The organism is Pedobacter sp. ASV12 (assembly GCF_016429155.1).
Classification (GTDB): Bacteria; Bacteroidota; Bacteroidia; order Sphingobacteriales; family Sphingobacteriaceae; genus Pedobacter.
Genome location: NZ_JAELUC010000096.1, coordinates 1 through 12315 on the forward strand (window position 1 = coordinate 1; position 12315 = coordinate 12315).

The following is a 12315-nucleotide window of genomic DNA, read 5'->3' on the forward strand; positions in this document are numbered from 1 at the left end:
CCCCCCCCCCCCCCCCCCCCCCCCCCCCCCCCCCCCCCCCCCCCCCCCCCCTCTTTTAGATGTGTATAAGAGACAGCCACTAATATTAGTGGAGTATAAAAATAAGCAGGTCTATCAGCGCTTTTGTTTTTATAAATAGCAATTTTTAACCCTCCGTATGAATTCAAACTATAGGTATTATAGAATGAGGGGATTTCAAAATCCAAGGCAGTACCTTGGTTAGTTTCTAGTTGTGCCATAATTTCGTTGATTAGCTTATGTACTTTCCATCTTCGTCTAACTGAAAATAATCTCCAGCTTTTGCAATGGTCAATTCGTTGGGGCATCTGCTATAACTACCGCCGTCACTTCTGTGGCAAATTACAGCTGTTCTATTGTCGAAGCGAATTTCCGCTACTTCATTAGGTTTAATTGTAGTGAATGTTATCCCAGTACCCGTATCCCAATCTAACGTGAGTACGATATTTCTATCATCTAGCGTATTTTCAAAACTGGCAAAAACTTCGTCTTCTTTTCTTTGGCTATTCATATTCGATAGTTTAGTTTTGCCTACTTTGTAATCCGGTGTTCAGCTTGTCCGTTGAAAGATGTTTTTTGTTAAGCCAACTACAAGATGAGACTATTTGCAATACTGTTTGTCTGCTTTGCAGGCTTTTTTAAACCATTTTTCAGCTTTGTTTTCGTCCTTTTCTAAATTTGGTCCGCCTTTTTCATAAAGTTGCCCTAGGTAGTACATCGCTTTGGCGCCTTTCTTTTCGGCATCTTTTTCGTAATAAGCCTGTGCTTGCTTCCAGTCTTTTTCTACGCCACCTTCACCAAGCTCGTAAATAACGCCAGCGGCGGTGTAGGCCCCAGTGTAGCCATTCCTAACCGCTTTCAAATAGGTTTCTACAGCCAATTTGCCATCGGTTTTTCTAACCGAATTACCATAGTTGTACAAGAGCGTAGTATATTTGCTGTCAAACCAGTTGCTTTCTCCCTTGCCAATATCGAGCTTGTTTTTGGGGTCGTTTTCCATGAGCTTAAGCGTACGTGCAAGCCATACGGCTGCGCTGTCTTTTTTATCCAGCTTTTCCTTATTGTAATAGAGGTCTGCTATTTTATCGGCTAGCCAGTAGTTCCTTTTTTCTTCGGGAGTATTGTAATAGTTGATCGTGTAGTACCTAACTGCGTTATCATAATCTTTCAGTTCTTCATATTTGCTGGCTATGGTGTAAGACATGGCTACGGCTTTATCAGATTTGAGAAGTTTCGAAATTTCATCCAATGAACTGGTTTTATATTTGTTTATTTCGGATGCGGCGCCACTGTAGTTCTCGGTTTTGTAACCTTGCAAATAAAGGTTGGTAAAAGGCTGGCTTTTTTCTAGCCGGAACAAGTCTGAAAACCGATACGAATAATTGGTGATATTGTTTGTTGTATAGCTGCTGCTGCTGTAATTGGTATAGCCATCGTACTCGTAAAAATGAAACTGCTTCAGAAAATCGAATAGCTGAGAGTTGGCCAAATGGTTACCGTAAACTTGGTTATTTGCAGTGAAATCTAGTGTATAAAGCATATCGCCATCACTCAGTAGCATATGCCTGATTGTAGCCTGAACGTTATTGGCAAAATCGATGGTAGCCGTTTTGCCTTTTGAATCTTCGGTATACTTCGATATTTTAGCATACGAAAAGCCAATAGCCTCTACATTGGCCACGATAAAATCGCAATACGTTTCGAAAAACTTTGGATCTTTAAGCGTGGTTACCCTTCTTTCTGCTTTCTTCTGTGATTCTACAGCTGCGTTTTGGGCTTCAATTCTTTTTTGCTCTTTCCGTCGCTGCGCATCGGCCTGGATTGAGGAAATTAAATCGATTGTTTGTTGGCCTAGCTGATTAATGGCCTCTATTTTTCTTTGGGTATTAACCGCACCCTGGTTATTGTTGGTACTTGCAACAGGTGGCGTGTAGGTAGGTAAACTCACCGTTGGCGTATTGTTGTAAATGGGGTTCTGACTGCTTGCAGGAGCCGAACCGGAACCTGGATTGTTTGGCGAGCCTTTGCCAGCTGTTGTTGAAGGACCGTTTTGTGGATTGTTAGCGGTTTTCTTAGGATTGATCTTATAATTCGGCGTTCCGTTATCACATTCGGCATAATTTGGATAACCTTCAATGTTGGTGCTGCAACCGCCATACCTTTCGGCAAAACAAACTTTGGTAACACGAACGGTAAAATTGGTAGAACTTGATTTATAGGGAACAGACGTGTAGGTTTGCGTTCCCCCGGGCTGCAAAGCGCCCCAGCCGCCATGTATGCTGTTTTCGCCACCAATAATAACCTCGCCATCAAAGCTTACGGTTTTTGAATAATTGTTTTTCCATCGCACATTCCACCAATAGCTGTTTGTGCTTTTGTTAAAACCTAGGTTCATTATGCTATACTGAATGCCTTTATAGCACGAAACAGAAGTCCATGGACCCCATTGGGAGGTTTGCCCAAATACATAGGCTGTTTGCCAAAGAATAAACGTAAGGAGTATATACTTTTTCATGATGGTTGGTTTTGATCAAAGATGATGTTCATGCCTAAAAAGGTTTATCGCTTATCAAGAGGGTTCAGGTAGGTACTTTGGCCATATTGTGGCCAGAATATGAGAACGGTGCAAATGCCAATAAAATAGACCCATTGAGATATATTATTTATTGTTTGTTTATGCTAAGCTATCAAGACTGTAATGATTGTAGAGGATAATTGAGTGAGCTATGCGATTTTGCTGGTAAGCTATTGTGTATGTTGAGTGTAATGGAATTGTATGCCGCGGCAACCAGCAAGCCTTTTTGCCTTAGCCTAAACAGTAAATAGGCCATCTCACAGCTGCAAAGGTAAATCCCACTCAATTTTGGATTCTTTTGCTGCTTTTTCTGATTATCTTTAAATATCAAATCTCTTGCTATGGGGTCGCTAAAAAGCGCATGTTTAAAAATATCGTTGTTTTTATGGCTTGTTGTGTTGGCCAGTCTCCAGGTTTCGGCACAAAAAAACAGCAAACCCATATCCATTAATGCGGCAGCCAAATACACCAATTTTTTAAGCCAAGCCGATTATGCCATTTCGAAAAAAAACAACAAAACGCTGGCCGAGCTGCACATACTAAATTGGAAGCCTTTAGATAGTACTTTGAAGGCTCTTCAAGAATTCCCAGACACAGTACTGCAATATTGGATACATTTTAGCACCAAAAACGATTATCCAACCGATACGACCCTGCTGCTCAAAGTGGCCACCAAGATGCAGCATACGGTGCTGTATGAGAAAGTTGGTGGTCAGCTGCAGCTGCTGGGCCAAACCGGCTTCGGCTCCAGGATTTCGGACCTCTCGATCAACGGCGATTACTGGCGGCTCAAATTGCCACTTAAACACGGACAGCAGCAGGATTTCTACCTGCTCAACCAAAAATACATCTACAATATTTTGCCACAATATCCGCAGATTGAAACTTTGGATGTGGCCTACAGCGAAAAAAACAATGAGATCGCCTCTCTGTTGTCGAGTTTCCGGAACATTAAATTATGGGTGGCCGGTTTTTATTTTGCGGTTTTTATCTATTGTTGCCTCAAGTATTTTTTCCAGCGAAGAGATGTGGCCTATTTCTATTATGCCTTGGCTTCCATCTTCTTGTTTTTAAGGTATTCTTTGCAGGTAGATGCCGTGATTTTCGAAACGGCATGGTGGCCAGGCATCAACAACGATTTTATTTACCTCCTGTCGTTCGTGCCCCAGAATTTCTTCTACATCCTTTTTTTGGCCAAATTCCTGGAAATCAAAAGCAACCGTTTTTTAAATGCGTTTGCCAACTTTTGCCTGGTACAGTGGGTTTTGATGATCGTGGTGATGTGTGTGCATTATGCAAGGCCTGAACTTACACTGGTTACCAAGATACTGTGGATTTACAGCTCGCTGCCTTTCCTTGTCCTCACACTTTTGCTAAGTTACCATACCAGGCCAAAACCCAATAGGGGCTATCTGCAGTTTGCGTTTGCAGGCCTGCTTACCATTTCGGTGGCGCTAATGTATACCATGGTTCCTAAATGGCTTAATCTCTCTGGTTATTTGCCCGGCTGGTATACTGCGTTGAGCAAATATGTAGATTTGGTAACCGTTGCTTTTGTAATAGATACCATTTTGTTTTTAACCGCACTGGCCTATCGGGACAGGCAAAGCGAGCTGGAACGGATCGACCTCAAGATCAAAAATGCCGAAAACGAGCACAAGATCCTGCGCCTGCAGATGAACCCCCATTTTATTTTCAACTGCCTCAACTCCATTAACCTCTATATCGAAAAAAACGACAGCGCTTTGGCCTCCAGTTACCTGAGCAAATTTTCGCAACTGATGCGCCTTTCGCTGGTACATTCCCGAAAAGAAAAAATCGTGCTGGCCGAAGAAATCGCTGTGCTGAAGCTTTACCTGGAAATGGAAACCATGCGCTTTAAGGGCAAGTTGAACTATGTTTTCGATATTGAAGCAAACGTAGATGTCGATTTTATAGAAATTCCGCCAATGCTAATACAGCCTCATTTGGAAAATGCCATATGGCACGGACTAATGCATAAAAGCGAAGGCGGAAAAATCGTTATCCAAATTAGCCAAAATCTAGTGGCGCAAACGTTGAATGTTACCATAGCGGATAATGGTATTGGCCGGACCAAGGCTGCCGAACTGAAGAGCAAGGCCGCCGAAAAAGAAAAATCTTATGGGACGCTGATTACCAGCGAGAGGATTGCTATTTTTAATCAGAAATTTAACGCCGATACCAAGCTCCAAATCGAAGACTTATACGATGAAAATAATGAACCGGCCGGAACTTTGGTGTCTATCAACATCCACCTGGTATGAAATTGTTAACCGCATTAATTGTTGATGATGAGGAGGATAGCGTAAGTCTGTTGCGCATCCAGCTGCAAAAATACTGTCCGCAGATTGGCGACATTTTTGCTTTTACCAGCCCTTTGCGGGCCCTGGAAGAAATAGAGATTTTAAAGCCTGACCTGGTTTTTTTAGATATTGAAATGCCAGAGCTGAACGGTTTTCAGTTTTTGGAGAAGCTGATGCCACTTAGCTTTAGCGTGGTTTTTATTACGGCCTATAATGAATTTGCCATCAAGGCGTTTAGGTTCAGTGCGTTAGATTACCTGGTGAAACCCATTTATGTGGCCGATTTGATGGAGGCCGTTAAGAAAGCGATCGATATAGGCAAGCCTTCCGAATTGCAACTTGATCTTTTTCAGAAGCAGCTGCAGCTGGCGCAAGTGAACAAAATAGCCATAAGCTCCCTTAACGGTATTGTTTTTATCCACCTGGACGAAATTCTGTATGTAGAAGCCAGCAGCAACTACTCTATTTTGGTTTTGGCAGATGGCGAGAAAGTGATTGTCTCCAAGACCCTAAAAGACGTACAGGAAATATTAGAACATCGGCATTTTTTTCGGATCCACCGCCAGTACATCATCAATTTGAACAAGGTAAAGCACTTTAACAAAAACGACTGTCTGCTGACCATGGAAAACGGCAAACAGCTGCAGGTAGCCCGCATCCAAAAAGACAAGCTTATCGAAAAGTTTGGCGTGGTTTGAGGCTATTCGTTTAGGCCCAAGGTCTTGTGTATCTTTTTGCGCTTAAAATGTGTTTGCTTGAGGTTTTTTTCGCCACTGATGATGCTGATGTTGCCATCGACTTCAAAAATGGCCAGTTTTACATCTTTGTAGTGCTCAACACCATGTTCGCGCATGGCCTCTTTCAGCTCTTCGTCGCTAATGCCCAGCCTGCTCAACTTATCGAAATTGAGCTTTCCGTTATGGATGAGTATTTCCGGATGTTGCAAGATCAGGTTTCTCAATCTTTGGCTTTTGAAAAGCAGTTTTTTGAGCACAAAATTCAGGATAAAAAGTACGGCTGCCGCAGCCAGTCCGCCAAGTAAGGTCGTATTGTCGCCAACCATGGCATTTTGCACGGCATTGCTAATCAATAAAATCAGCACTACATCAATAGTGTTCAGTTGCGAAAGCTCTTTTTTGCCTGTTAGCCTAATGGCTACAAGCATAAAGGCGTAAACAGATAAGCTTCTCAGCGCGATGTCTAGGTAAGGGTTCATTTTAAAATTTAAGGCTCATTTGTCCTTTTCCAAGTATTGCTCTTTCGTGTTCCAGCAGCCATTGCTTGCGCCAAAGTTCGCCTGCGTAACCAACCAGTTTGCCGTTGCTGCCAATTACCCGGTGGCAGGGCACCACAATGGCAATATTGTTTTTGCCGTTGGTAGCTGCAATGGCCCTAATGGCCAGCGGATTGTGCAGCTGCTCGGAAAACTTAAGGTAGGAAATCGTATCACCATAATTAATGGTCAGCAGGGCCTGCCAAACCGTTTGCTGAAACTCGGTGCCGGTTTGCGCCATGGGGAAATCAAATTCCTGCAGTTGGCCCTCAAAATAGGAGCGGAGTTGCCGTGCGGCTTTCTCGCTTACCGCATTGGGGCTGAGCCCGCTAATGTCCTTTGTAGCAAAGGTAATTACGTTTACGGCCTGCTGGTCTGCAAAAACGAGCACATCGCCAATAGGGCTTTTCACTACGCTGCAATAGTTGTCCATATACAATATTACGAGTTTTATTGCTTAGTTCATTAGTGGGTTGGTAAGTTGGAAGGCTGTAATGTTGGTAACTGTCAACTGCAAACTCCGAACTATGATTGTTCTTCGTCTCTACAAAAAGATATAGCTCCCAACCACGGACGTTTGACTTCGGACTCTTCACTAAAGCCTCGAATTGCTATCTTTGCCTCATGCAGCTCATCCATCAGGTTAAACACCTCATCAGAAAGGAAATTCTCTTAGAATGGCGTTCCAAATATGCGCTCAATGGAGTTTTGCTTTATGTGGTGTCGACTGTTTTTGTCTGTTTCCTGTCATTTGTGAGTATCCCCAAGCTAACCTGGAATGCCCTGTTTTGGATCATCATGCTTTTTGCCTCTATCAATGCCATTGCCAAAAGCTTTATGCAGGAGAGCAGGGGCAGGCACCTGTATATTTACACGCTGGTAAGTCCGGTTGCACTGATTATTGCCAAAACGGTTTATAACAGTTTGTTGATGGTGGGCCTAACGCTGATTGCTTTGCTGTTTTACAGCATGGTGTTCAATTTTCCAACCGGAGCCGATGTGCTGATGTACCTGGTAGCCGCGGTATTGGGCAGTCTGAGTTTTGCCACCATCTTTACCATGGTATCGGCTATTGCCTCTAAAGCCGGTAATGGGGGCATGTTGATGGCGATCCTCAGTTTTCCGGTGATCATCCCTGTACTTATCGTGCTCATCAAGCTTGCCAAAAATGCCATCGACGGTTTAGACCGAAGCGTAAGTTTAGACGATATTGGGCTTATGCTGGTGATCAACGCTCTGGTGATGACGGCATCTTTGCTGCTGTTTCCTTATTTGTGGCGAGATTAATCGGTTTTTCCTGTAAATAACGGCTTGTCAAACGATTGTGCTGACTTTTGGCTGGCGCCTGCTTTTTGCACTAGTACTGCTGCGGGCCCGGAAGCCATTAAGGCTGTTAAGTTGTTATTAGACAATAACTTGTACGCAAACGATTGTGTGCATCTATTTTTCCGAATAAGCTTAATTTTTTGAATCTTGTAGTAAGCCAAGTCGCTGGGCGGATGCTTTTTAGGCTTGGCAAATTCTTCCATCATTCACCCTTCAAACCTTAAAAAACATGAAAACAACAGCACGTTACCTCGTATTGGCTTTAACGGCCGCTCTCTGTCTTTTCAGTGGCTTTAAGCCAGCAACCAGCCAACATAAGCAGCTGCGTAAAGTATTGCCGCCAATTGTGGTGACCGAAAATTTTACGGCCGATAATGGCGTACCCGGTTCGGCAAGCCTCAGCTACACGGCCGGACAGGTTTACACTGGCGTTCAAGCCACCATACAAGGCCTGGGCACCATCAACCTAACCAGTGTTTCGCATTCGCCAGGCACCATTAATGTAGACAAGTTTGAAGGCTATGTGGCGGGTTCTTACTACGAATACTATATTTATGTTACCGTATCCGGAAGTCCGACTTTGGGCTGGAGAATAGATTCGGCAACGGCGACATCCATCGTAATTTGATCTCTTAAACACGGACAAACCAGCAATGCAGGCCAAGTCGCCTGCATTTTTTTTGCCTTTGGCTTCGGCTTTTGCCAGCCAAATGGTCATTTTAAAGTATTTTATGCCAAATGTGCGCAAGCCTTGCGATATTATAAACAATAGATTATTAACTTTGGCAGATTAAACAAAACGACAGAAATGGCGAAGGTTAATGGTGGCAAAGTTATTTGGCCATCCCTCGCAAGTTCTACCACTCAAAATTCGACTTGTATGCATAAAACCTGGTGGAAAATTTTAGGCGCCGGCCTAGTCATTTATACGGCAATAGCAGGATTGCTTTTGGGTGTTCCGCGTTTGGCCATATTAAACGAAACCATCAGAAACCTATATTTTCACGTGCCGATGTGGTTTGCGATGCTTACCCTGTTTTCGATTTCGATTTTCTACAGCATCAAGTATTTGCTATACGGTAAAGAAAGCGACGATTTGAGGGCAGTGGAAAGCGTAAACGTAGGTGTTGTCTTTAGCCTTTTGGGCTTGGTAACGGGCGCCTTTTGGGCCAGGTTTACCTGGGGGCAGTTTTGGAGCTTTGATGTGAAGCAGAATTTTACGGCCATCGCCATTTTGCTTTACTTTGCCTACCTTATTCTGCGCAATTCGATTGATGAAGAACAGAAAAGGGCCAAGATCTCGGCCATCTACAATATTTTTGCCTTTCCGATGATGGTGGTGCTGATTATGGTGCTGCCGCGCCTGTCTGATTCGCTGCACCCGGGCAACGGTGGCAATCCGGGCTTTAACTCTTACGATTTGGACGATAGGATGAGGGTGGTGCTCTATCCGGCTTTTATCGGCTGGTCTATCATCGGCTATTGGATTTATACCATCCGCTTCAGAATCCGCTCCCTAGAAAATAAACAGCTTTAATGTCATGGTGGTCCATCACCCCTAAAAATAAAATCAAAAGATGAAAAAAATAACTTTCACCCTGTTAATGCTATTGGCCACCCTAAACCTGTTTGCCCAAGGCAGCCAAGTAGAAATGGCCGATGCCCTGCGCAGCAACGGAAAAATCTACGTTGTGGTGGTTTGTATCGTGATAATTTTGGTTGGTTTGTTGGGCTATCTCTTCGCGCTCGACAAAAGATTAAAAATGTTAGAAAAAAAATCTGCCGACAAAAACTAATTTTAAACATCATAAGCCTAATCTTTTAGCCTTTTTCACAAGGTGTTTGATATACACTAAGCAAATTTCTGTTTGCAATAGTGGTTTATTTTGATGCAATTTTGCACCCATAAAGAAGAAAATTCAAAATTTTTAAAGAAGTACTAATGGCTAGTAAAGCAAACGAGACAAGTTTTTTTGCAGATGTCTGCATGAACTTTGACAGTGCTGCCCAGTTTACCTCGCATCCCGAAGGTTTATTGGCCCAGATAAAAGCGTGTAACAGTGTTTATCGTTTCCAATTCCCTATCCGCAGGGGAAACGGTTTTGAAGTAATCGACGCCTGGCGCGTAGAGCATTCGCACCACATGAGCCCAACCAAGGGCGGTATCCGCTATAGCGATATGGTTAACGAAGACGAGGTAATGGCCTTGGCGGCGTTGATGACCTATAAATGCGCCATCGTTAATGTGCCGTTTGGCGGCGCAAAAGGCGGTATCTGCATCAACCCTAAAAATTATTCGGTAGCGGAGTTGGAAACCATCACCCGTCGCTATACTACAGAATTGATCAAAAAGAACTTCATTGGCCCCGGTATCGACGTGCCTGCTCCTGATTACGGATCTGGCGAACGCGAAATGAGCTGGATTGCCGATACTTATATGACCATGAACCCAGGTTCTTTAGATGCCTTGGGTTGCGTTACCGGCAAACCAATTGCCTTGCACGGCATCCGTGGCAGAAAAGAAGCAACCGGCCGTGGCGTTGCCTATGCGGTGCGCGAATGCGTTTCGGTAGCCGAAGACATGCAGAAACTAGGCTTTAAAGCTGGTTTAGGCGATAAAAAAGTAATTGTACAAGGTTTAGGTAACGTAGGTTACCACTCTGCCAAATTCTTGGCCGAATTTGGGGCAACCATTGTAGGCGTTTGCGAGTTTGAAGGTGCTATTTACAATGCCGATGGCTTAAATATTGATGAGGTTTTTGCACACCGTAAAAACACCGGATCGCTTTTGGGCTTCCCGGGTGCAACAGATTTTAAAAACTCTAGCGAAGGTTTGGAGCAGGAATGCGACATCTTGGTTCCTGCTGCCTTAGAAAACCAAATTACTGGTGCCAACATCCGTAACATCAAAGCTAAGATCATTGCCGAAGGTGCCAACGGTCCTTGTACCCCAGAAGCAGAAGAAATCTTTACCCAAATGGGCGGTATCATCATTCCAGATATGTACTGTAACGCAGGCGGTGTAACCGTTTCTTACTTCGAGTGGCTGAAAAACCTTTCGCACGTAGCTTTTGGCCGTATGGAGAACCGCTATGCAGAAAATTCGAATGCCAACCTGATCAATACCTTAGAAAGTTTAACCGGAAAAACCATTCCGGCCGAACACCGCTTAATGATTGTAAAAGGTGCCTCTGAAATGGAATTGGTAAACTCTGGTTTAGAAGATACCATGATCCACTCTTACCATGAAATTAGAGAAACATTAATGAACAAGCCGGCTACCAAAACATTGAGAACCGCTGCTTTTGTAAACTCTATCGATAAGATTGCCATTTCTTACATGAACTTGGGCGTTTGGCCATAAGCCAAACCGAAATCATATTTTTTTGAAAGCCCCGCAACTTTGCGGGGCTTTTTTATTGTTTAGCCATGACAATTGACGAAATACAAGTACACTTTTGTCTCGTATATTGGTACATGGCGTTTGAGGTTCCGCATTAGGCGTTAAAGCGTTTAATTGGTTGCAATATGCCTAACTAAAATCATAAGCAAATGAAAAGACTATCGGTAATTTTAATGCTGTTGCTAACTTTGGCGGCCTGCAGCAGTGGAGAGGATAAAAAACCGGCAACCTTGCCAAAGCCTAGTGCCAAAGAACAAGTTGCTACTTTTGCGGGCGGCTGTTTCTGGTCTATCCAAGAAGGGTTTTCTGAACTGAAAGGCGTAATCAAGGCAACGAGTGGCTATGCCGGGGGTACTACCAAAAATCCGACTTATGAGCAGGTTGGCACGGAACAGACCGGACATGCCGAATCGGTACAGGTGGTATACGATCCTAATGTCATCAGCTTTTCGCAATTGCTCGATGCCTTTTTCGTAATGCACGACCCGACTCAGCTGAACAGGCAGGGGCCGGATATTGGCACCAGCTATCGCTCCATTGCCTTTTACAACAATGCCGAAGAGCAAAAGCAGATTGAAGCAGCCATTGCCAAATACAATCGCATGCAGTTCCATCCCGGCGAAATCGTAACCGAAGTAAAACCTTTCGAAGTGTTTTATCCTGCCGAAAAATACCACCAGAACTACGTACGCCTTAATCCCAACCAGGCTTATGTGGCCAATGTTTGCGGACCAAAAGTAGAAAAGCTGAGAAAAGCCCTGCCTGGCCTTATTAAGGATGAATTTAAATAACGCTTAGAACTATCAATTAATTGTCACGTTGTGCATTACCAATAGCCCGCTGCCTTAGTTTTTTTATCTTTGTGGTCAGGATTTTTAATTTGCTAAGCCCTCATGAAAAAAAGTGCTATTATTGGTTTGATTACAATTGCCATCTGCATTGGCTTTTTGGTTAGCTTAAACGCAGACACCGACAGCTATTCTAACTTTAAGGAAGCTGCTTCCTCTCAAAAAGAAGAACATGTGATGGGCTATTGGGAAAAGAGCAAAGGTACCTATTATGATGCCCTTAAAGATCCCAACCATTTTGCCTTTTACATGAAAGACGAAAAAGGCGATGTGAAAAAAGTAGTGCTTAACGGCACTAAGCCCCAAGATTTTGAACGTTCTGAAAAACTGGTACTTATTGGTGCAATGAAGGATGATACTTTCTATGCCACCAAAATATTGATGAAGTGCCCATCTAAATACAACGACAATCTGGTTGAAGTGAATAAGGACGGTCAGGTAAAACAATACAAGAAATCTTAATGGACATACAATTTATTGGAGAGAATCTCCTGCCTGGCAAAATCGGCCAATTTTTTATTGTGCTGGCGTTTGCCTCTTCGTTGCTC

14 protein-coding genes are annotated in these 12315 nt (G+C 43.5%); 9 read left to right on the plus strand and 5 right to left on the minus strand.

Annotated elements, in window-relative coordinates:
• Positions 1-250: 250 nt before the first annotated feature.
• Positions 251-529, minus strand: coding sequence for a hypothetical protein (locus tag JHD69_RS17020; protein ID WP_199141548.1), 279 nt, complete (start codon positions 527-529; stop codon positions 251-253).
• A 90-nt stretch (positions 530-619) separates the two neighbouring features.
• Positions 620-2533 (minus strand): SEL1-like repeat protein, encoded by a 1914-nt coding sequence (locus JHD69_RS17025; RefSeq protein ID WP_199141549.1) that lies wholly within the window; start codon positions 2531-2533, stop codon positions 620-622.
• A 401-nt stretch (positions 2534-2934) separates the two neighbouring features.
• Between JHD69_RS17025 and JHD69_RS17030 the strand changes: the two genes are divergently transcribed.
• Positions 2935-4878 (plus strand): sensor histidine kinase, encoded by a 1944-nt coding sequence (locus JHD69_RS17030; protein ID WP_199141550.1) that lies wholly within the window; start codon positions 2935-2937, stop codon positions 4876-4878.
• A complete protein-coding gene (locus JHD69_RS17035; protein ID WP_199141551.1) occupies positions 4875-5615 on the plus strand; it encodes a LytR/AlgR family response regulator transcription factor in 741 nt (246 codons plus the stop codon). The genes JHD69_RS17030 and JHD69_RS17035 overlap by 4 nt, the downstream gene beginning before the upstream one ends.
• A 2-nt stretch (positions 5616-5617) precedes the next feature.
• Here JHD69_RS17035 and JHD69_RS17040 read toward each other — a convergent pair whose 3' ends face one another.
• Both JHD69_RS17040 and JHD69_RS17045 read right to left on the minus strand, forming a co-directional pair.
• Positions 5618-6133, minus strand: a complete 516-nt coding sequence (locus JHD69_RS17040) for a DUF421 domain-containing protein (RefSeq protein WP_199141552.1) — start codon at positions 6131-6133, stop codon at positions 5618-5620.
• Position 6134: 1 nt separating this feature from the next.
• Positions 6135-6623 carry a methylated-DNA--[protein]-cysteine S-methyltransferase gene (locus JHD69_RS17045; protein ID WP_199141553.1) on the minus strand — a complete coding sequence of 163 codons (489 nt, stop codon included), beginning with the start codon at positions 6621-6623 and terminating at the stop codon, positions 6135-6137.
• Positions 6624-6814: 191 nt separating this feature from the next.
• On the opposite strand from JHD69_RS17045, the gene JHD69_RS17050 reads away from it, so the two are divergent.
• Entirely contained in the window at positions 6815-7477 is a 663-nt protein-coding gene (locus tag JHD69_RS17050; protein WP_199141554.1) for a heme exporter protein CcmB, read from the plus strand.
• On the opposite strand, the gene JHD69_RS17055 is transcribed toward JHD69_RS17050, so the two are convergent.
• Complete coding sequence (locus JHD69_RS17055; RefSeq protein ID WP_199141555.1) at positions 7474-7719, minus strand: hypothetical protein; 246 nt, start codon at positions 7717-7719, stop codon at positions 7474-7476. The genes JHD69_RS17050 and JHD69_RS17055 overlap by 4 nt on opposite strands.
• A gap of 26 nt (positions 7720-7745) precedes the next feature.
• Here JHD69_RS17055 and JHD69_RS17060 point away from each other — a divergent pair, with 26 nt between their 5' ends.
• The 6 genes from JHD69_RS17060 to JHD69_RS17085 all read left to right on the plus strand — a co-directional run bounded on the left by JHD69_RS17060 (position 7746) and on the right by JHD69_RS17085 (position 12229).
• Positions 7746-8144 (plus strand): hypothetical protein, encoded by a 399-nt coding sequence (locus JHD69_RS17060; protein ID WP_199141556.1) that lies wholly within the window; start codon positions 7746-7748, stop codon positions 8142-8144.
• A gap of 180 nt (positions 8145-8324) precedes the next feature.
• Positions 8325-9053 carry a cytochrome c biogenesis protein CcsA gene (gene ccsA, locus JHD69_RS17065; protein ID WP_370583510.1) on the plus strand — a complete coding sequence of 243 codons (729 nt, stop codon included), beginning with the start codon at positions 8325-8327 and terminating at the stop codon, positions 9051-9053.
• 40 nt (positions 9054-9093) lie between these two features.
• Positions 9094-9312, plus strand: a complete 219-nt coding sequence (locus JHD69_RS17070) for a CcmD family protein (RefSeq protein WP_199141558.1) — start codon at positions 9094-9096, stop codon at positions 9310-9312.
• Positions 9313-9458: 146 nt separating this feature from the next.
• Positions 9459-10880: a Glu/Leu/Phe/Val family dehydrogenase gene (locus JHD69_RS17075; RefSeq protein ID WP_199141559.1), complete on the plus strand. Its 1422-nt coding sequence runs from the start codon at positions 9459-9461 to the stop codon at positions 10878-10880.
• 188 nt (positions 10881-11068) lie between these two features.
• Positions 11069-11710, plus strand: a complete 642-nt coding sequence (msrA, locus tag JHD69_RS17080) for a peptide-methionine (S)-S-oxide reductase MsrA (RefSeq protein ID WP_199141560.1) — start codon at positions 11069-11071, stop codon at positions 11708-11710.
• Positions 11711-11812: 102 nt separating this feature from the next.
• Positions 11813-12229, plus strand: coding sequence for a cytochrome c maturation protein CcmE domain-containing protein (locus JHD69_RS17085; protein WP_199141561.1), 417 nt, complete (start codon positions 11813-11815; stop codon positions 12227-12229).
• Positions 12230-12315: the final 86 nt, after the last annotated feature.

What these genes read in the sequence shown, in the direction of transcription:
- JHD69_RS17075 (WP_199141559.1), top strand. Translation starts at nt 9,459, where the DNA reads ATGGCTAGTAAAGCAAACGAGACAAGTTTTTTTGCAGATGTCTGCATG.
- JHD69_RS17060 (WP_199141556.1), top strand. Translation starts at nt 7,746, where the DNA reads ATGAAAACAACAGCACGTTACCTCGTATTGGCTTTAACGGCCGCTCTC.
- JHD69_RS17025 (WP_199141549.1), bottom strand. Translation starts at nt 2,533, where the DNA reads ATGAAAAAGTATATACTCCTTACGTTTATTCTTTGGCAAACAGCCTAT.
- JHD69_RS17070 (WP_199141558.1), top strand. Translation starts at nt 9,094, where the DNA reads ATGAAAAAAATAACTTTCACCCTGTTAATGCTATTGGCCACCCTAAAC.
- JHD69_RS17055 (WP_199141555.1), bottom strand. Translation starts at nt 7,719, where the DNA reads ATGGAAGAATTTGCCAAGCCTAAAAAGCATCCGCCCAGCGACTTGGCT.
- JHD69_RS17050 (WP_199141554.1), top strand. Translation starts at nt 6,815, where the DNA reads ATGCAGCTCATCCATCAGGTTAAACACCTCATCAGAAAGGAAATTCTC.
- JHD69_RS17085 (WP_199141561.1), top strand. Translation starts at nt 11,813, where the DNA reads ATGAAAAAAAGTGCTATTATTGGTTTGATTACAATTGCCATCTGCATT.
- JHD69_RS17040 (WP_199141552.1), bottom strand. Translation starts at nt 6,133, where the DNA reads ATGAACCCTTACCTAGACATCGCGCTGAGAAGCTTATCTGTTTACGCC.
- msrA (WP_199141560.1), top strand. Translation starts at nt 11,069, where the DNA reads ATGAAAAGACTATCGGTAATTTTAATGCTGTTGCTAACTTTGGCGGCC.
- ccsA (WP_370583510.1), top strand. Translation starts at nt 8,325, where the DNA reads ATGGCGAAGGTTAATGGTGGCAAAGTTATTTGGCCATCCCTCGCAAGT.
- JHD69_RS17030 (WP_199141550.1), top strand. Translation starts at nt 2,935, where the DNA reads ATGGGGTCGCTAAAAAGCGCATGTTTAAAAATATCGTTGTTTTTATGG.
- JHD69_RS17020 (WP_199141548.1), bottom strand. Translation starts at nt 529, where the DNA reads ATGAATAGCCAAAGAAAAGAAGACGAAGTTTTTGCCAGTTTTGAAAAT.
- JHD69_RS17035 (WP_199141551.1), top strand. Translation starts at nt 4,875, where the DNA reads ATGAAATTGTTAACCGCATTAATTGTTGATGATGAGGAGGATAGCGTA.
- JHD69_RS17045 (WP_199141553.1), bottom strand. Translation starts at nt 6,623, where the DNA reads ATGGACAACTATTGCAGCGTAGTGAAAAGCCCTATTGGCGATGTGCTC.